This window comes from Sphingomonas sp. PAMC 26621, assembly GCF_000251145.1.
Classification (GTDB): Bacteria; Pseudomonadota; Alphaproteobacteria; order Sphingomonadales; family Sphingomonadaceae; genus Sphingomonas.
Window position 1 is genome coordinate 139,613 of the sequence record NZ_AIDW01000003.1, and the last position, 17,749, is coordinate 157,361.

The 17,749-nt window shown below is 66.5% G+C and carries 22 protein-coding genes; 14 read left to right on the plus strand and 8 right to left on the minus strand.

Annotated elements, in window-relative coordinates; genetic code table 11:
- Positions 1-9 precede the first annotated feature (9 nt).
- The 10 genes from RI03_RS00695 (at position 10) to RI03_RS00740 (ending at position 6,047) form a co-directional block, all read left to right on the plus strand.
- Positions 10-564 (plus strand): nucleoside triphosphate pyrophosphatase, encoded by a 555-nt coding sequence (locus tag RI03_RS00695; protein WP_010214504.1) that lies wholly within the window; start codon positions 10-12, stop codon positions 562-564.
- The gene (locus RI03_RS00700; protein WP_010214506.1) at positions 561-1,373 is read left to right on the plus strand and encodes a shikimate dehydrogenase family protein; all 813 of its coding nucleotides are present in this window, start codon (positions 561-563) and stop codon (positions 1,371-1,373) included. Before RI03_RS00695 ends, RI03_RS00700 begins: the two co-directional genes overlap by 4 nt.
- Positions 1,370-1,969: a dephospho-CoA kinase gene (coaE, locus tag RI03_RS00705; RefSeq protein WP_010214508.1), complete on the plus strand. Its 600-nt coding sequence runs from the start codon at positions 1,370-1,372 to the stop codon at positions 1,967-1,969. Before RI03_RS00700 ends, coaE begins: the two co-directional genes overlap by 4 nt.
- 4 nt (positions 1,970-1,973) lie before the next feature.
- The gene (gene dnaQ, locus RI03_RS00710; RefSeq protein WP_010214509.1) at positions 1,974-2,663 is read left to right on the plus strand and encodes a DNA polymerase III subunit epsilon; all 690 of its coding nucleotides are present in this window, start codon (positions 1,974-1,976) and stop codon (positions 2,661-2,663) included.
- A gap of 95 nt (positions 2,664-2,758) precedes the next feature.
- The gene (gene hpf, locus RI03_RS00715) at positions 2,759-3,352 is read left to right on the plus strand and encodes a ribosome hibernation-promoting factor, HPF/YfiA family (RefSeq protein WP_010214510.1); all 594 of its coding nucleotides are present in this window, start codon (positions 2,759-2,761) and stop codon (positions 3,350-3,352) included.
- A gap of 84 nt (positions 3,353-3,436) precedes the next feature.
- Positions 3,437-3,904: a PTS sugar transporter subunit IIA gene (locus RI03_RS00720; RefSeq protein ID WP_010214511.1), complete on the plus strand. Its 468-nt coding sequence runs from the start codon at positions 3,437-3,439 to the stop codon at positions 3,902-3,904.
- Positions 3,894-4,361 carry a PaaI family thioesterase gene (locus RI03_RS00725; protein ID WP_010214512.1) on the plus strand — a complete coding sequence of 156 codons (468 nt, stop codon included), beginning with the start codon at positions 3,894-3,896 and terminating at the stop codon, positions 4,359-4,361. Before RI03_RS00720 ends, RI03_RS00725 begins: the two co-directional genes overlap by 11 nt.
- The gene (locus tag RI03_RS00730; protein WP_010214513.1) at positions 4,358-4,699 is read left to right on the plus strand and encodes a DUF1491 family protein; all 342 of its coding nucleotides are present in this window, start codon (positions 4,358-4,360) and stop codon (positions 4,697-4,699) included. The genes RI03_RS00725 and RI03_RS00730 overlap by 4 nt, the downstream gene beginning before the upstream one ends.
- 155 nt (positions 4,700-4,854) lie before the next feature.
- Positions 4,855-5,478, plus strand: coding sequence for a cell wall hydrolase (locus tag RI03_RS00735; protein WP_010214514.1), 624 nt, complete (start codon positions 4,855-4,857; stop codon positions 5,476-5,478).
- 53 nt (positions 5,479-5,531) lie between these two features.
- Positions 5,532-6,047, plus strand: coding sequence for an MmcB family DNA repair protein (locus RI03_RS00740; RefSeq protein ID WP_026046342.1), 516 nt, complete (start codon positions 5,532-5,534; stop codon positions 6,045-6,047).
- A 114-nt stretch (positions 6,048-6,161) separates the two neighbouring features.
- On the opposite strand, the gene RI03_RS00745 is transcribed toward RI03_RS00740, so the two are convergent.
- The gene (locus RI03_RS00745; RefSeq protein WP_010214518.1) at positions 6,162-6,722 is read right to left on the minus strand and encodes an ankyrin repeat domain-containing protein; all 561 of its coding nucleotides are present in this window, start codon (positions 6,720-6,722) and stop codon (positions 6,162-6,164) included.
- Between the two features lie 64 nt (positions 6,723-6,786).
- Here RI03_RS00745 and RI03_RS00750 point away from each other — a divergent pair, with 64 nt between their 5' ends.
- From RI03_RS00750 to RI03_RS00760, 3 genes are read left to right on the plus strand one after another with little or no spacing between them, the layout of a single operon-like run.
- On the plus strand, positions 6,787-7,395 hold the full coding sequence (locus RI03_RS00750) for an SCO family protein (protein WP_138995575.1): 609 nt from the start codon (positions 6,787-6,789) through the stop codon (positions 7,393-7,395).
- Positions 7,392-7,823, plus strand: a complete 432-nt coding sequence (locus tag RI03_RS00755) for a YcgN family cysteine cluster protein (RefSeq protein ID WP_010161535.1) — start codon at positions 7,392-7,394, stop codon at positions 7,821-7,823. Before RI03_RS00750 ends, RI03_RS00755 begins: the two co-directional genes overlap by 4 nt.
- Entirely contained in the window at positions 7,820-8,494 is a 675-nt protein-coding gene (locus RI03_RS00760) for a M48 family metallopeptidase (protein ID WP_010214520.1), read from the plus strand. Before RI03_RS00755 ends, RI03_RS00760 begins: the two co-directional genes overlap by 4 nt.
- Here the strand turns inward: RI03_RS00760 and RI03_RS00765 are convergent.
- The 5 genes from RI03_RS00765 to RI03_RS00785 all read right to left on the minus strand — a co-directional run bounded on the left by RI03_RS00765 (position 8,470) and on the right by RI03_RS00785 (position 14,028).
- Entirely contained in the window at positions 8,470-10,653 is a 2,184-nt protein-coding gene (locus RI03_RS00765) for a transglycosylase domain-containing protein (protein WP_026046344.1), read from the minus strand. The genes RI03_RS00760 and RI03_RS00765 overlap by 25 nt on opposite strands.
- 86 nt (positions 10,654-10,739) lie before the next feature.
- Complete coding sequence (msrB, locus tag RI03_RS00770; protein ID WP_010214522.1) at positions 10,740-11,159, minus strand: peptide-methionine (R)-S-oxide reductase MsrB; 420 nt, start codon at positions 11,157-11,159, stop codon at positions 10,740-10,742.
- A 4-nt stretch (positions 11,160-11,163) separates the two neighbouring features.
- Positions 11,164-12,234 carry an NAD(P)/FAD-dependent oxidoreductase gene (locus tag RI03_RS00775; protein WP_010214523.1) on the minus strand — a complete coding sequence of 357 codons (1,071 nt, stop codon included), beginning with the start codon at positions 12,232-12,234 and terminating at the stop codon, positions 11,164-11,166.
- A gap of 37 nt (positions 12,235-12,271) precedes the next feature.
- Entirely contained in the window at positions 12,272-12,958 is a 687-nt protein-coding gene (locus RI03_RS00780) for a methyltransferase domain-containing protein (RefSeq protein ID WP_010214526.1), read from the minus strand.
- Positions 12,955-14,028 carry a type III polyketide synthase gene (locus RI03_RS00785; protein WP_010214527.1) on the minus strand — a complete coding sequence of 358 codons (1,074 nt, stop codon included), beginning with the start codon at positions 14,026-14,028 and terminating at the stop codon, positions 12,955-12,957. The genes RI03_RS00780 and RI03_RS00785 overlap by 4 nt, the downstream gene beginning before the upstream one ends.
- A 152-nt stretch (positions 14,029-14,180) precedes the next feature.
- On the opposite strand from RI03_RS00785, the gene RI03_RS00790 reads away from it, so the two are divergent.
- Positions 14,181-14,897 (plus strand): phosphatase PAP2 family protein, encoded by a 717-nt coding sequence (locus tag RI03_RS00790; protein ID WP_026046345.1) that lies wholly within the window; start codon positions 14,181-14,183, stop codon positions 14,895-14,897.
- A gap of 52 nt (positions 14,898-14,949) precedes the next feature.
- On the opposite strand, the gene htpG is transcribed toward RI03_RS00790, so the two are convergent.
- Both htpG and RI03_RS00800 read right to left on the minus strand, forming a co-directional pair.
- Positions 14,950-16,848, minus strand: a complete 1,899-nt coding sequence (htpG, locus tag RI03_RS00795; RefSeq protein ID WP_010214532.1) for a molecular chaperone HtpG — start codon at positions 16,846-16,848, stop codon at positions 14,950-14,952.
- Between the two features lie 117 nt (positions 16,849-16,965).
- Entirely contained in the window at positions 16,966-17,613 is a 648-nt protein-coding gene (locus RI03_RS00800; RefSeq protein ID WP_010214534.1) for a DsbA family protein, read from the minus strand.
- Positions 17,614-17,749 lie beyond the last annotated feature (136 nt).

The following is a 17,749-nucleotide window of genomic DNA, read 5'->3' on the forward strand; positions in this document are numbered from 1 at the left end:
CGGCGTGCGATGCTGACCGCGGCGGGGATTCCGTTCGAAGCGGTGTCGGCGCATGTCGATGAGGACAGCGCCAAGGCCGCGTTGCTCGGCGATGGCCTTGCGCCGCGCGATCTCGCGGACGCGCTTGCCGAGCTCAAGGCGCTCAAGGTGTCGTCGCGCGATGGCGCAGCGCTGGTGCTCGGCTGTGACTCGATCGTCGCGATCGAGGACGGCACGCTGCTCGACAAGCCCACCTCACGCGACGAGGCGGCCGCGCATCTGCGGCGGCTGTCGGGCAAACGCCACGATCTGATCAGTGCGGCGGTGATCGCCGAGGGCGGTCGCCCGGTGTGGCGGGTGGTGGATCGCGCGAAGATGCACGTGCGGCCGCTGTCGGAGGCGTTCATCGAAAGCTATCTCGACCAGGAATGGCCCGAAATTTCGGGCTGCGTCGGCTGTTACCGGATCGAGGGGCCCGGTGCGCAGCTGTTCACGCGGATCGAGGGAAGCCAGTTCACCGTTCTCGGGCTGCCGCTGTTGCAGGTGCTCGATTATCTACGTCTTCGCGGAGTGATGCCGATATGATCTATGCAGAAGTGATCGGTGACCCGATCGCGCATTCCAAATCGCCGATCATCCACGGCTTCTGGCTCGACGCGCTCAAGCTCGAGGGCGCGTATCGCACCTGCCACGTCACGCCCGACGACCTCGCGGGCTATTTCGCGAAACGGACCGCGGACCCCGACTGGCGCGGGTGCAATGTCACGCTGCCGCACAAGCAGGCGGTGTTCGATCACATTGCCGATCCGGGCGGTGTGAAGGGCACGATCGGCGCGGCCAACACGGTGTTCCGCGGCGAGGATAATGCGTTCCTGTGCACCAATACCGATGCGGCGGGCTTCTATGCGCCGCTGGGCGGGGTCGACCTGACCGGCGCGCCGGTGGTCGTGATCGGTGCGGGCGGCGCGGCGCGCGCGGTGCTGTTCGCGCTGGCGAAGCTCGGGGTTGGGCCGGTGACGGTGCTCAACCGCAACGTGCTCAAGGCCGCCGCGCTGCTGTCGTCGTTCGGGCTGAAGGGTCAGGCGTTGCCGCTCACCGCGACGCTCCCCCCCGCCACGCTCGTCGTCAACGCAAGCTCGCTCGGCATGGCGGGGCAGCCCCCGCTCGACCTCGATCTCGATCCGCTGCCCGAGGATGCGATCGTCTATGACGTCGTCTACGCGCCGCTCGAAACCCCGTTGCTCGCGGCGGCGCGCGCGCGCAAGCTCGATACGATCGACGGACTCGACATGCTGATCGGCCAGGCAGCACTCGCGTTCGAACTGTTCTTCGGCGCGGCCCCCCCGCGCGACGAGGAGCATGACCTCAAGCTGCGCGACCTGCTCACCGCATGATCACGATCGGCCTGACCGGCTCGATCGGCATGGGCAAATCGACCGTCGCTGCGATGTTCGCCAACGAAGGCGTGCCCGTGTTCGACGCGGACGCAGCGGTGCACCGGTTGCAGGGCGAGGACGGGCGGCTGGTCGGAGCGATCGAGGCGGCGTTTCCCGGATCGACCGGGCGGGAGGGAGTCGATCGTGCGAAACTCGGGCCGATGGTGCTGAGCGATCCGGCGGCGCTCAAACGGCTCGAGGCGATCGTCCATCCCGCGGTGGGCGAGGAGCGCGCCGCTTTCCTTGCCGGCCATGCCGACGCGCCGATCGTCGTGTTCGATATCCCGTTGCTGTTTGAAACCGGCGGCGAGTCGCGAGTCGACGTCATTGTCGTCGTCTCCGCCCCCGAGTCGGTGCAGCGCGCCCGAGTCCTGGCGCGCGCGGGGATGACCGAGGCGAAATTCGAGGCGATCTTCCAGCGCCAGCTGTCCGACGGGGAGAAGGTCGCGCGCGCACATTACGTCGTTCCGACAGGCGGTTCGCTGGATGAGACGCGCGACGCCGTCCGCCGGATCATCGCTTGCCTCGCAGCGCACAAAACCCCACTATCCTGAGTCTATGAGAGAGATCGTCTTCGACACCGAGACCACGGGCTTCAGTTTTTCCGATGGCGACCGCATGGTCGAGATCGGGTGTGTCGAGATGATCAACCGGGTCGAGACCGGCCGCACCTTTCACGCCTATTTCCATCCCGAACGCCCAATGCCGCCCGAGGCGCAGCGCGTCCACGGGCTGAGCGACGCGTTCCTCGCGGACAAGCCGCTGTTCCATCATGGTGCCGAAGCCCTGCTCGAGTTTCTCGAAGACAGTCCGCTCGTCGCACACAACGCCAGTTTCGATTTCGGCTTTCTCAACGGCGAGCTGGTTCGGTGCAGTCGCACCCCGATCCATCTGGGCCGGATGATCGATACGGTCGCAATGGCGCGGACGCGGCACCCCGGCGCGAAGCACAATCTCGATGCGCTGTGCAGCCGCTACGGGATCGACCGCAGCCATCGCACGCTCCACGGCGCGCTGCTCGACGCGCAACTGCTCGCGCAGGTCTATGTCGAGCTGACCGGCGGGCGGCAGATCGGGCTCGGGTTGATTAGCGAAACCATCGAAGTGGCGGTCGCCTCCGTGCCCGTCGCGCCCGCGCGGGTCCGCCCCGCGCGTGTCTTTACCGTGCCGGACGCGGATCTCGTCCGGCACGCTGCGTTCATGAAGTCGGTCGTCAATCCTTTGTGGGGAGGCGAGGCGGTCAACTGATTTCTACCGATTGGGGGGTCGAGGCGTCCGGCAGACGTCATCTACCAGCTGGAAGATCCGAACAACGGGGTCCGGCGCTACTATGGAGAGTGCTCATGGATATTCGGGTTTCAGGCCATCAGGTCGAAACGGGCGACGCGCTCAGGATCCATGTCGACGAGCGCCTCCAGGGCATCGCGACCAAATATTTCGCGCGGACGATCTCGGCGCAGGTGACCTTCGGGAAGGGACCGCACGACAACCGCTTCACTTGCGACATCGTCTGCCACGTCATGCAGGGACTGATCCTGAAGGCGAGCGGCGACGCTTCCGAAGCGCACGCCGCGTTCGATACCGCCGCGACCAAGATCGAGAAGCAGCTTCGCCGCTACATGCGCCGGCTCAAGGATCGCAGCGCCAGCGCGAACAGTGCGGCCTCCACCGCGGCCGCCGAACTGGCGTCGGGCGATGCCGGCTATACGCTGTTCCAGGAAAATACCGCCGAGGAAGAGGTCGAGGATTTCCCGCTGATCGTCGCGGAAACCCGTGTCGATATTCCGGATGCGACCGTTTCGGACGCAGTTATGATGCTCGATTTGCGCAATACGACGGCGCTGTTGTTCCGCAATTCGGGCTCGGGCACTTACAACATGGTGTACCGCCGCGGGGATGGCACGATCGGTTGGGTGGAGCCGCAGCGCGTTTCATAATGTTTCGCTCCGCTTTCGCTGATCCCTGATCGGCGCTATGGGCCCGCGCAAGCACCCGTGCCTGTCGCGGGCCCAAGGATTGCGATGACTGACTTGCACGATCTTCTGAGCGCCGATGCTGTGCTCGAACGCGAAACCGCGGGGACGCGCAAGATGCTGTTCCAGCACCTCGGCAGCGTGGCGGCCAAGGTCTATGGCGTGGACGCCGCTGCAGCTACCGAGACGCTCGCTACGCGCGAGAAACTCGGGTCGACCGGGTTCGGGCGTGGTGTGGCGACGCCACATGGCCGACTTCCCGGGCTTTCAAAGGTCTGCGGCGTGTTCGCACGGCTCGCCAACCCGATCGATTTCGCGGCGGTCGACGATCTCCCGGTCGATATCGTCTTCATGCTGCTGTCCCCGCCCGATGCCGGGGCGGAACACCTCAAGGCGCTTGCACGCGTCTCGCGGATGCTGCGCGATGCGTCGTTCGTCGACAAGTTGCGCGGTGCCGGATCGCGCGATGCGCTCGTCGCTCTGCTGATGGCGGATGAATCGCGTGATGCCGCCTGAGCCCGTAAGTCCATCGGGCGAGGCGGCGCATTTCCGTGCCCTCGAGACGCTCTATGCAGCAGCACCGATCAACCAATTGTTTGAATCCACTTTGGAAATTCCCGAAGCCGGAGTCGCGCGGATCCATTTCCGGGTCGATCCCAAGGTCTATCACGCCGGCGGTGCGGCGCATGGCACGAGCTATTTCAAAATGCTCGACGACGCCGCCTTCTACGCCGCCAACAGTCTGGTGACGGACCGATTCCTCCTCACCACCGCCTTTAACCTCCTGCTTACAAAGCCGCTGCGCGAAGGACCGGTGGTTGCCGAGGGACGCTGGGTGTCCGGCCATCGCCGTGTGTTCGTCGCCGAAGCGCGGTTGATCGACGCGGCAGGTGACGAGGCGGCGCGGGGTACCGGCACTTTCATGCGCTCGCAGATCCCGCTTGCGACCCTGCCCGGCTATCGCGCGTCGTGACGGCATTGCTGCCTAGCGGGCTGCTCGTTTCAGCGCTGCTCAAGCGCGCGAACGACGCGGGTGGCATGGGCATGGTGCGCGCTCGAGGCGAACCAAACTCCGGTGCTATTTTATTGATTCTTAACGATAATAATGGGCACTCCAACATAATGGAGCGCGCTCTGGACCAATTGGGCAAACCAGCCCTGGTCGCAACCGGTCCAGCCGACTCCGCCAACGTCGCCGAACGCGAGTCGTATTGGCGGCGAAGGCGCGACCGGGATCCGGATTTGTGGGTGATCGAACTGGACATCGCGTCGCCGGAACGATTCGCCGCAGAAACAATCCTGGCGAGTTGACCATCTGACCCGGCCCATGGATAGCCAATGCAACAGTCATGGGCGTTGTGCCATGCCGGGTGCGATCCGGTGGGGTTACGCAGTCGGGGGGATGTCCGGGTAAACGATCTAACGGTCGTTTATGTCCGCGCACCAACCGCACTTTTGTAGTTTGAATGTCGTTTGCTAACCGCGTCGCCACCTGTGCGACGATGATCCTTACCGCAGCCGCCATCATCGGCGCGGGCACGCCGGGCTTCGCTCAGCAACTCGATCGGGCAATTAACGCCCCGGTCGTTGCTTCGGTTCCCGAAGTCGGCGTCGTCCAGGAAGCGGATATCAAGGAGCCGATGGCGAACGACGAACTGCAGGACGGCGACGAAGTCGCATACGGAACCCTCGATGCGGCGGTTGCCGCACAGTCGGTCCCGGACGACATGGGCGACGAGCTCCAGTGCATGGCTGGCGCGATCTACTTCGAAGCCAAAGGTGAGCCGCTCAGTGGCCAGTTGGCGGTCGCCGAGGTGATCCTCAACCGCTCAAAGTCGGGGCATTTCCCCAAGTCGGTCTGCTCGGTCGTGACCCAGCCTGGCCAGTTCTCGTTCGTTCGTGGCGGTCATGTCCCGTCGGTCCCGTCGAACCGCCAGTATCGCACCGCCATCGCGGTCGCCCGCGTCGCGCTTGCCGACAGCTGGGACAGCCCAGCCTCCGACGCGATGTATTTCCACGCGAAGCGCGCCGCGCCGGGCTGGCACCGCCAGCAGGTCGCCGCGATCGGCAACCACGTCTTCTATCGTTGAGCATACCGCCGCGTCGGATTTGACGCGTTCGTGAAATGTTCTAGGATCGGCGCATGTTAGACGATGCGCCCGACTCTCCCCCGCAATCCTGTATCGATGCGCCAGGCTCCCCTTTGTGCGCCGCCGACGTGGCGCGCGGCACGATCCGGATGCTGCTACGGCACGATCTGGTCGCGCTGAGCGAGGTTCCGCTCGACGGCAATCGTCGCGCCGACCTGATGGCGATCGACGCCCGGGGTCAGATCGTCATCGTCGAGATCAAGGTCTCGCGCGCCGATCTGCTCGGCGATTCGAAATGGACCGAATATCTCGGCTGTTGCGACCGCTATTACTGGGCAGTGCCGGCTGGGTTCGACGCCAGCCCGCTCGACCGCGAGGGGTTCCTGCCCGAACGGACCGGGGTAATCGTCGCCGATCGCTATGATGCTGCGATCCTGCGCGAGGCGCATACCGATCCGTTGTCGGCCGCAACCCGCAAGCGCGTTACGCTCGCCTTTGCGCGGCGAGCGGCGCGGCGGATGATCGCATTGACCGATCCGGATGCCAACGGGCTGGCGTTTACGGGGTGATCGGTACCGTTCGTAACCCCCGGAAAGGGGCCGGGGTGACAAACGAGATTATGGTCGAACGCTACAGCTTCGGCCCGGACACCGCCTTGCGCTCCTTCTTCTTCGCCGCATCGATCAGCGCAGCGATTGCCGGCGTGCGCGCATCCTGATGCGCATAATCCCGCGCGGACGAGCCCTGCAGCAGATCCTTCTGGTCCGGATCGGCACCCAGGTCGAGCAGGCTGGCACCATCGTGGCATCGCGACGCTGGACCGCGCGGATCAGCGCCGTCTCGCCGCTGGCATTGCCGAGATTGACGTTCGCGCCATGCTTGACGAGGTTCTCGATGATATCGGTAGACCCCAGATTGGCCGCGATCAGGATCGGGGTCTCGCCGCGATTGTTCTTCAGGTTGGGATCGGCCCCGCGCGCGAGCAGATAATTGAGATACGTCGAATCCTGCCGGCGCACCACGAGGTGGAGCGCACCGTCGCCATTGGTCACGTCGCGCGTGTTGATGACGGTGGCCCCGGGCTTGTCGAGGAACTTGGTCACTTCATCCCCCTTCCCGTCCTTGATCGCCTGGAGGAACTTATAGCCCTCCGACTGGCCGAGCTGTGCCGCGGCCGGGGTCGCGACCAGGGCGACCGGGGCGGCAAGGATCGCGAACGTGCTGGCGATGGAGCGGAAAGTCATCGGATAAGAGTCCTGACAGAAGGCGAAACCGGCGCAGTGCTTGCGTGGTGCGTGCTAACAGATCATGACCAAACACGCCATGAACCAGATCATCCGCGCGCTGTCCGCGTTCCTGCTGGCTGCGCTCCCCATTGCGTGCAGCAGCCCCGCCCCGAATGATCGGCCGCCACTTGAAGGCGCCCGGATTGGCGCGCCGTTCCGCCTGACCGACCAGGATGGCAAGACCCGCACCGACCGCGACTTTGCCGGGCGCTATCGCATCATGTATTTCGGCTACACCTTCTGCCCGGACGTGTGCCCGACCGACATGCAGACGATCGGCGCCGGGTTGCGCCTGTTTGAGGCGAAGGACGCCACGCGCGCGGCGAACGTCGTGCCGGTCTTCGTCACGGTCGACCCGAAACGCGATACCCCCGCAGTGCTCAAGGCGTTCGTCAGCGCGTTCCACCCCCGGATGGTCGGCCTTACGGGCGACCCGGCGGCAATCCTCGCGCTCGCCAAGGCGTATGGGGTCGCGGTCCAGGCGGAGAAGCCCAACGCGCAGGGCGGATATCTCGTCGCGCACGGGCGTTTTGCGTTCCTGATGGACCCGGCGGGCAAGCCAGTGGCGTTGCTGCCGCAGGACGAGACTCCGCAGGCGGTCGCGAGCGAACTCGAACGGTGGGTCAAATGAGCGGAAAATTCTGGGAAGAGCCGATCGACACGCTCGACCGCGGGCAATGGGAAGCGTTGTGCGACGGATGCGGCAAATGCTGCGTCCACAAGCTCGAGGATGACGAGACTGGCGAACTGCTCCCGACCAACGTCTCCTGCCGACTGCTCGACCGCGCGACCGCGCTGTGTTCCAACTACAAGCACCGGCACGCCTATGTCAGCGAATGCGTCCGGCTGAGCCGCGACAATGTGCGGACGATCGACTGGCTCCCCTCGACCTGCGCCTACCGCCTGCGCGCGGCGGACGAACCGCTGCACGAGTGGCACTATCTCGTCTGCGGCGACCGCGAGGCAGTCCACCGCGCCGGGCAGTCGGTCCGCGGCTGGACGATCTCCGAGGACGACGCGGGCGAGCTCGAATATCATCTGGTCGACCGCGAGCTGTGACCGAGCAACCCGAGGTCGTCCGCAACGCCCGCGCGCGTCGCGCGCGGCTGTCGGTCGATAGCGCGACTGGGCGGGTGCGGCTGGTGCTCCCCCCGCGCGCATCGCTCAAGACCGCGCTCGCTTGGGCGGCGGGCAAGGCGGACTGGATCGCGGAACAGCGCGCACGTTTGCCTCAGGCCGTTCCGTTCGAACCGGGCCGCAGCTTTCCGTTCGGCGATGGCGACCTCACCATCACGTGGGACGAAACCTCGACCCGGCGGATCACGCGCGACGGGGATGTCCTACGCTGTGGCGGGTCGCGCGATGGGCTGTCGCGGCGGATCGAATTGTGGCTGAAGCGTGAGGCGCTTCGCGTGCTGAGCGCGGAGACCGCCGAGTTCGCCGCGCGCGCCGGGGTCACCGTCACGAAGGTCGCCGTCGGCGATGCCCGAAGTCGTTGGGGCAGTTGCGCGTCGAGTGGCACGATCCGGTATAGCTGGCGGCTGATCTTGATGCCCGATTACGTCCGCCGCTCGACCGTAGCGCATGAGGTGGCGCATCGGCTCCACATGAACCACGGGCCGCAATTCCACCGTGTCGTCGCCTTGCTCGATGAGAACGATCCGGCGCGCTCGCACGCCTGGTTGCGCGCGAACGGAGCGGCGCTTCACTGGGTCGGGCGCGGATCCTGACGGTCTGACGGCACCGCCTGAACGCGGTCCCGTGGCACGGTGCGCGGTGGCTGGCGCTGGCCGTCCCGGCCAAGCACATGGTCCAGCCACGCCTGATCGAGCTTTTCCCCGTCCGCCGGGCGCTCGGCAGGTTGTGCGCCGTCGCCCTGGCTCTCGGGCGCACGCGGTGGCTGGCGGACGATCGGATTACCGTCTGGGTCGACCTGCTGGCCTTCGGGCGCTGGCGGCGGCGTCGTGCCCGGTTCGACCGGATTACCATCCGCATCGACGAACAGGCCGTTGTCCGCCTCGCCGAAATAAGATTCCTGGTCGGGCTCGAGCTGATATTCGGGAAGTGTGACCTTGGTGTCGAACTGTTCGACCGGACGGCTGGCGACCGCGACCTTCATGAAATCGGCGAAGGCCTTGGCGGGCGCGGTACCCCCATGGAGCCCCGCGATCGGCTTGGCGTCGTCGCGCCCCATCCACACGCCCGCCGTCAGCCCGCTCGAGAAGCCGAGGAACCAGCCATCCTTGTTCGACGACGTCGTGCCGGTCTTGCCGGCGACCGGACGGCCGATCTGAGCGGCGCGCCCGGTGCCGGTGTTGACGGTGGTCTGGAGCAGGTCGGTCATCTGGGCGGCGACGAACGGTGCCACCAGCACATGGCTGGTATCCACCGTCTGGGCATAGATCGTCTCGCCCGACGCAGTGACCTTGGTGATGCCATACGGCGTCACCGCGACGCCCTTGTTGCCGACGCTTGCGAAGGCCCGTGTCATGTCGATCAGCCGGACGTCGGACGTGCCGAGCACCATCGACGGATGCGTGTTGACTTTGGTCGTGATCCCGAAGCGCTTGGCCATGTCCGCGACGGTCGCGAAACCAACTTCCTGTCCGAGCTTGGCGGCGATCGTGTTGAGCGAATAGGCGAAGGCGGTCCGCAGCGACACCGCGCCGCTGTTGTGGCGGCTGTCGTTGCGCGGGCTCCAGCCATCGATCGTGATCGGTTCGTCGACGATCGAATCCTCGGGCTTGTGCCCCGCTTCGAGCGCCGCGAGATAGACGAACAATTTGAACGCGGACCCGGGCTGGCGCTGCGCCTGGGTCGCGCGATTGTAGATCGAGGTGACGTAGTCGGTCCCGCCGACCATCGCGCGCACCGCGCCGTCGCGGTCGATCGCGACAAGCGCCCCCTGCGCGCCGGTCGGGGCATTCGCGCGGATCGCAGCATCGGCCGCACGCTGCATCCCGAGGTCGAGCGTCGTCCATACCTCCAGCGGACGCTGCGTCTCGTCGATCAGCACCTCGAGCTGCGGGAGCGCCCAGTCGGTGAAATAACGGACGCTGTTCTGCTTGGGCTCGGGGGCGAGCCTGACGTCCTTGGGGTTTGCCTCGGCCGCCTGTTCCGCGGTGATCGCGCCGGTTTCCTGCATCAGCCGGATGACGACGCCCGCGCGGTCGACCGCGGCCTGCGCATCGGCAGTCGGCGAATAGACCGAGGGCGCCTTGACCAGGCCCGCGACGATCGCCGCCTCTGACAGGCTCAGCGTATCCGCGCCATGGCCGAAGAACCGGTGCGACGCCGCGTCGATGCCGTAGGCACCACCACCGAAATAGACCTTGTTGAGGTACAGTTCGAGGATCTGGTCCTTGGTGAACTTGCGTTCGAGCGCGAGCGCGAGGAGCATCTCTCGGCCCTTGCGGCCGAAAGTATATTTGTTCGACAGGAAGATCGTCCGAGCGACCTGCTGCGTGATGGTCGACGCGCCCTGCAACCGCCGGCCATTGCCGCGATTGTCGATCGCGAAGCGGATCGAACGCGCGAGGCCGATCGGGTCCACGCCGAAATGCGAGCGGAAGCGGCGATCCTCAACAGAGACCATCGCCTCGCGCATCGCGAGCGGAATCCTGCCGTAGGGGAGCCATTCGCCATAGCTTGGCCCGAGCGAGACAATCACCGTGCCGTCGGCGGCATGGACACGGATCATCTGGCCGTTGGGGGACGATTTCAGCTCGTCATAGCTCGGAAGCTGCCCTTCCGAGACATAGACGGTGATCGCCAGCACGGCGCAAGCCAGCACGACCAGCCCTGCGAGCACCTGAAACGCCAGCACGACGCGCCGCCGCCACAAGGGCGCGCGCGCAGAACGGGGGGAAGAAGCGGGAGAGCGGGCCATGCGCGATTACCAGCGTTAGGACTTGCCGGACGATCCGACAAGCCATGCCCCGGCAATCCCTGCCACGGCCACGCCGATACGACTGATCAGCCGCGCGCCTCGTCGCCATTGGTACCGCGCGGCTTGAATTCGAGGCTTAGCGAATTCATGCAATAGCGCAGGCCGGTCGGCGGCGGGCCGTCGGGGAAGACGTGCCCGAGATGTCCGTCGCAGCGCGAGCAACGCGCTTCGATCCGCGTCATGCCGTGGCTGGTGTCGCGGTGATCGGTGACATTCTCCGCGTCGATCGGCTGAGTGAAGCTGGGCCACCCCGAGCCCGAGTCGTATTTATCGGCGGAGTCGAACAGCGGCAGCGCACACCCGCCGCAGCGATACACGCCATCGGCCTTGTTGTTGTTATAGCGTCCGGAAAACGCCCGCTCCGTCCCCGCCTCGCGCAATACGTGATAGGCTTCCGGGCTCAATTTCTTGCGCCATTCGGTTTCGGACAGGGTGATGTGCTCCATGGACCTAGTTTTCCTGTTGGGGGGCAGCGTGGTCAAGCGGCGAATGGCCGATACGGGTCGCGCTTGCGATGATCTGGATCAGGCCCGGGACGTGGCCCACCAGCGGGAGCAAGGCCGCGCCGAGCCACGGCCGTTCGGCCGCGTCGCGCACCAGTCCCGCCAGCCGGATCGGCCGGGCAGTGGCAGCGGCGAAATCACGCTGGAAGCGCGGTGCCGCCGCCGCACCGCCAGTGATATAGGCATGGCCGGCGCGGATGCCACTCGCGATCGCGATTCCCATCCCCTCCCCCGCGAGCGACGGGATGACCCCGGCCTGGTCGCCGAGCCGGAACACTGCGCCTTCGGTCTGCCGTGCGCGCCAGCCGTACGGCACGTTGGCGATCGCATCGATCGGTTCGTCGCCGCTTCGGAATGCCAGCCGATCGCCAAGCCGTGGACACTCCCGCGCCAGTGTATCGAGCAACGCGGCAGGGGAGCCGGCTGCGAGCATCTTCGAGCGGTGGACCGCCATGCAGATGTTGGCGCTGCCATCTTCCTGCAGCACGATCCCGACATAGCCACGATCGAACGGAAACAATTCGATCGCATCGCCGATCAGCCGGGTAAGGCCGGGGGCACTGGCGATGCGGACGCGCAGGCCGAGCACAGGATCCGCACCGCGCGCGTCGGCCGGGCGCGCCGCACCGCGCACGTCATGCTTGCCGCTGGCGAGGAACAGCGTGTCGCCCGCCAGCACCGCGCCATCGTCGAGCGTTGCGGCGGTATCGACCAGGCTGCGCACCGTGACGCCGCGCTCGACCGCTGCCCCGCGTGCGATTGCATGGCGTATCATAACCGTGTCCAGCAGGTGTCGCGAGACGCCGTGCGCGGGTCTCGGGAGCGGCGCCTCGACCACCCGGTCCCCGAGGATGACCCGGGTTCGCAGGACCCGCGCCGGTCCCAACGCCTCGGGCGCGATTCCCAGCCGCCCGAGCGACTCGAGTGTCCGCCAGCTCAGAAATCCGCCGCAAATCGCGTCGCCGGTCTCGCGGCTGCGCTCGACGAGCAGGTGCGGTGCCCCCGCGCGCGCAAGCACGATCGCGGCGCTCGCGCCCGCCGGGCCGCGCCGACGATCAGCGCAGGTGTTCGACGCATAACCGGTACGGAAAGGAGCGATACACGCGTGCCGTGACGCCAGCTTCGGCAAGGATCGGCGGCCATTCGTCCGGGCGGTACGACCGCGCGACCGACAGTGTCCCGTCATGCCGCACGATCGGGTGCCAGCGCGCGAGCGTGGCGAGAACCGGAAAGCCGCGATGCGCGACGACGTGACGGTGCAGATCGTTGACGAGCCAGCCGCGCGCGCTCTCCCGGTCCATGAACCGCAGGAACGCGACGAGTTGCGCATGCGTCATGTGATGCGCGACGAGACTGCTGACGACGAAATCCCAGCCTTCCCCGGCGCGATCCGCGTAATCACCGGTGGCATAGCGGATCGGCATCCCCGCCGGGGTATGCGCCGCGGCTGCGAGCGCGCTGCGGGGATTGAGATCGACCCCGACCAGTTCCGCCACCAGACCGCGCCGGTCGGCCCAGCGCGCGATCCGTCGCAGCATGTCGCCATCGCCAAAGCCGACGTCGAGCAGTTTGAACCGGGTCATCCCCGCCGTCCCGCGCCGCAGGAAATCGAGCGTCGGGCGCGGGGCCATCGTGACCGCGTTGACCTTGGCCAAATCTCCGACGACCGCCGCATAGGTCTCCGCGGACAGGTCGTCCGCGTCCATCAGTTCCTCGGCAATGGCGCGGTGCCGGAGGGTCATCCTGCGCTCCGGAAACCGAAACCCTCGGCGGCAAGCCCCGGGCCGAACGCTAGTGCGACGCCGTTTCGGATCGGCGGCCCGTCGAGCAGCCGTGCGAGCACGAACATCAGCGTCGCCGAGGACATGTTGCCGACATCCGCCAGCACCCCGCGCGAGGTTGAAAGCGCGTCGTGCGGCAGCGATAGCGCGGTTTCCACCGCATCGAGGATCGAGCGCCCGCCGGCGTGGACCGCCCAGCCGTCGATCTCCTGCGGGTCGCGTCCGCCCGTCGCCGCCGCCGCAAAAACCGGATCGGCGAGCCCTGCGGCGATCCGCGCGGGGACTTCGCCCGACAGATGCATTGCGAACCCCTGGTCGGTGATGTCCCAGCGGATCAACTCGGCCGAATCCGGCAATGTCGTGGCGAAGGGTTCGCCAAGCGCGAGGCCGGCAGGGTCGGCAGTGACAAGCGCGGCAGCGGCGCCGTCGCCGAACTGGAGCATCGCCAGCAGCGGTTCGAGCACAGGGGTGTCCTGGAGATGCAAGGTCGACAGCTCGACGCATACGACCAGAACGCGCGCGGCGGGCGCCGAGCGGACGATGTGACGCGCGCTGCGCAACGCGGCAACCGCTGCGTAACAGCCCATGAACCCCACCAGCAGCCGTTCGACCGTCGGCGCGAGGCCAAGCCGCGCGGCGATGATCTGGTCGATGCCGGGCGCGACAAACCCGGTGCAGCTCGCGACGACGAGATGCGTAATACCCTCAAGGGACACCTTTTCGCCGAGTGCCGTGATCGCCTCGATCGCGAGCGCGGGAGCGGCGGCGGCATAAAGCTTCATCCGCTCCGCAGTCCCGGGCAGGATATCGCGCGCATAAAAGCCACCGGGGTCGACCGGAGAGCCCCCATCGTCGCTGACCGGCAGCACCGACCAGCGATGGTTGATCGCCGCACGGCCCGCCATGCGGTCGAACACGCGCGCGCTCCGCGCCTCCGGCAGCCGTGCTCTCGCCCAGGCGATAAACGCGGCGTGGATGTCATGGCTAGGAACGGCGGTCCCGATGGCAACGATATGGGGGATGATCGACACACTATGCTTTCGGTCCGGCCGGGCAAAAAATGCAGAGCCGCAACCAGAACGCTACCCTGCCCGTTCCGATCCGACCAGCCTGTCGCGCGAGGCCGGAATTCAGAGCGAATGCGGTCGAGGCCGTGCCAGGTACGGCGCTACAGGGTGGTAAGATGCGGTCGACGGGAATCCCAGCAATACTGCAAGCAGTCCGCCAGCGACCCGATCGGGTGCTGCTTGCGGCGTTCGGGATCGTGGCGGCGCTCGTGCTGTTCGTGCTCCACATCGCCTCCGAGGTCGGCGCCGGCGATACCAACAGGCTCGACAGTGCGATCCTCGTCGGGATCCGATCCGCGACGGATCGGCCGGGTGCGGGACTGCACGCGCTGCGCTTCGCGATGCAGGATTTTACTGCGCTCGGCGACTCGACGACGCTGACGATCGTCGTCCTGCTGGTGTCTGGCGCGCTGCTGATCGTGCGCAAGGTCGCGATGGCGGGGTTCCTCATCGGCGCATCGGTGATCGGTACGCTTGCGGTCGAGCTGCTCAAATCGGCGTTCGACCGCCCCCGCCCCAATGTCGTCGCCCATTGGGCGACCTTCTCCCACACGAGCTTCCCTAGCGGGCATGCGGCGGATTCGGCGATCGTCTACCTTACGCTGGCAGCGCTCGTCGCACGCAGCGTCGAGTCGCGTGGTTTGCGCATCTACGTGATGCTCGCCGCTATGCTGCTGACCCTGCTAATCGGGGTATCGCGCCTGTATCTCGGGGTTCATTGGCCGACCGATGTGCTGGCCGGCTGGATCCTTGGCGCGGGCTGGGCCTTCCTGGCTGCGACGGTCGCCTGGTGGCTGCAAACACGCCATACGCTCGAACGGCCGGAAGACTGACCCGGCCAACCGACCCCCCGTCCCCGGCTGAGGACAGGGGGCCGCCGGACGTTTACGCCACGGCGCGGGTCAGGACTCGCGCGAGGCGGGCCGCAAACGCGCGCGGGTCGACCGGCTGCTCGCCGTCCGCAATCTGTGCCTCGTCGAACAGGAGATGCGCCGCGTCTTCGCGCAGTGTCGTGTCCCCCGCCCCCAGCGCGGCGAGCTTGACGATCAGCGCGTGCTGCGGATTGATCTCGAGCACCGGCTTGGCCTTGGGCGGGGCCTGGCCTGCGCTCGCGAGCATCCGTTCGAGCTGGCGGTCCATGCCGCTCTCGGTCGCGACCAGGCAGACCGCGCTGTCGGTCAGCCGATCGGACGCACGTACGTCCGAAACCGCATCCGCGAGTGTCGTCTTCACGAACGCGAGGAAGTCCGTCACTTCGCCGCTTGCTTCGGTCGACGGGGGCGTGGTCCCTTCGAGCAGCGGGATCAGCGCGAGATCGGCGGACCCCTGCGTTACCGAGCGGAACGGCTTGCCCTGATAATCGACGCCCGCCGTCACCCAGAAATTGTCGATCGGATCGGACAGCAGCAATACCTCGACGCCGCGCGCGCGGAAGCCTTCCAATTGCGGCGCGGTCGCGATCCGGTCAAGATCGGTCCCGGTGACATAATAGATCGCGGTCTGATTTTCCTTGAGGTCCGCGCTATAGTCCACAAGCGACCGCCACCCGCTGTCGGAGCTTGTCGTATGGAAGCGCGCGAGATCGAGCAGCGCGGTACGGCGCTCGAAATCCTCGTACAGCCCTTCCTTGAGCACCGGGCCGAACGTGTCCCAGATCCTGAGATACGCTTCCGAGTCGGACGACGCGCGCTTCTCCAGTTCGGACAGGACCTTTGCGGTCACGCCCTTCTTGATCGCAGCGAGCACCGGGCTTTGCTGGATCATCTCGCGCGACATGTTGAGCGGCACGTCCGACGAATCGACCAGTCCGCGCACGAAGCGCAAATAGCGCGGGAGCAATTCGGCTTCATCGGTGATGAAGACGCGGTTCACGTATAGCTTGATCCGCCCGGCGCGATCGGGATCGAACAGGTCGAACGGCTTGGACGACGGCACGAACGCGAGCACCGAATATTCGTGGCGACCCTCCGCGCGATAGTGGAGCGTCAGCGCGGGTTCGTCGAACTGGCCCGACACGCTGCGGTAGAAATCGGTGTAGTCGGCCGCACTGATCGCGGATTTGGGCTTCGTCCACAGCGCAGCGCCATCGGTCAGCTCGACCGCCTCTGCATCGGGCTTTTCGCGCAGGAAGATCGGCACGGGGACATGCCCCGACTGCGCCTTGATCGTCTGTTCGACGGTGTAGCGCTGCGCATAATCCTGCGCATCCTCGAGCAAGTGGAGCGTCACGCGGGTGCCGCGTGCGGGTGCCTGCGCGAGGTCGACCGGCGCGATCGTGTAGCTGCCGAGCCCGTCCGACGACCAGAGCGACGCCTCCCCGGTCCCGGCGCGATGCGAGACGACGTCGACCTTGCTCGCGACCATGAACGCCGAATAGAAACCGACGCCGAACTGGCCGATCAGTTGTGGATCGTCCGACCCTTGCGCGGCGGCGAGCGTGTCCATGAAGCTCTTGGTGCCGGACCGCGCGATCGTGCCCAGCGCATCGGTCATCTCAGCCGCGCTCATGCCGATGCCATTGTCCTCGATCGTCAGCGTGTGCGCTTCCGGATCCAACGTGACCGTGATCCGCGGATTTCCATCGTCGCCGAGCAGCGCGGGATTGGCGATCCCCTCGTAGCGCAGCTTCTCGCACGCATCTGCCGCGTTCGAGACGAGCTCGCGCAGGAACACGCTTTTGTCCGAATAGACCGAGTGCACCATCATGTGGAGCAGCTTGGCGACATCGGCCTCGAAGGCGTGGGTCTGTGGGGTGGTGGGTTCCGGAGCGGTGGTGGTCGTCATGATGTGGTCGCAGCCCCTATGCGGTGATCGTTACGCGGGAGTTGGGTTGGGGCGGGGGCGGGGTCAAGGGTTGTTCGCAAGTCTCGGGCGCGGCGCGGCGGCCTTCCGATCAGCTGTTCACGACGGTCCCGCCGTCCGTGCCCTGGCGAACAGTCGCCCGAAATCAGTTGCGTCGATCGCGCCCGTCACCAGTATTGGCCCGGCCAGATAGCCCGGGGTTCCTGCCAGCCCGATCGCATTCGCTTCCCGACCGTTCGCGCGCAGACGTACCGCGACGCCCTCCGCGTGCGCCGCCAGCCAGGCCGTCGCGCGCGTCCAGTCGCCGCCCGCCTGTACGACGATGTCGCGCAGCATGGCGTCGTCGATCGTCCGATCGTCGGTCATCAGTCGGCGATGGACGGCGGGGTAGATTCCTTGCTCGGCAGTCGCGAGTGCGACGCTGGCGGCGCGTTCGGACGGCGGCCCGAAGATCGGCCAGTCCTTGTAGAGGATCCGGACCTTGCCGTCGCGCCGGATCGCATCCTCCATCGCCGCAAACGCCCCGCGACAGGCGGGACATCGATAGTCGCTGAACACAGCGAACTTAACCGTGGCGTCGGCGGGGCCAGCTTCCGGCGAGACGCCGCCTTTCAGGATCGCATCAGCACGTGCGCCGATGTCGCGTCCGATCGGAGCGGTGCGGCGCAATGCCTGGCCGATCGCCCAACCGCCGACAACCACCGCGCCGAGCTGCACGGCCTGCCGCCTGCTGAAATGTGTCGGCATGATCAGTGCGGTCCCGGTGTGGGGCGTGGCATCGTGACGGGGCGATGCGGCGCGGGTCGGTCGTCCATCCCGCTTTCTACCGTGACCGGGGTACGATGCCCATGACAAGACGACGGGCCCCCGAAAGGGTGTATTT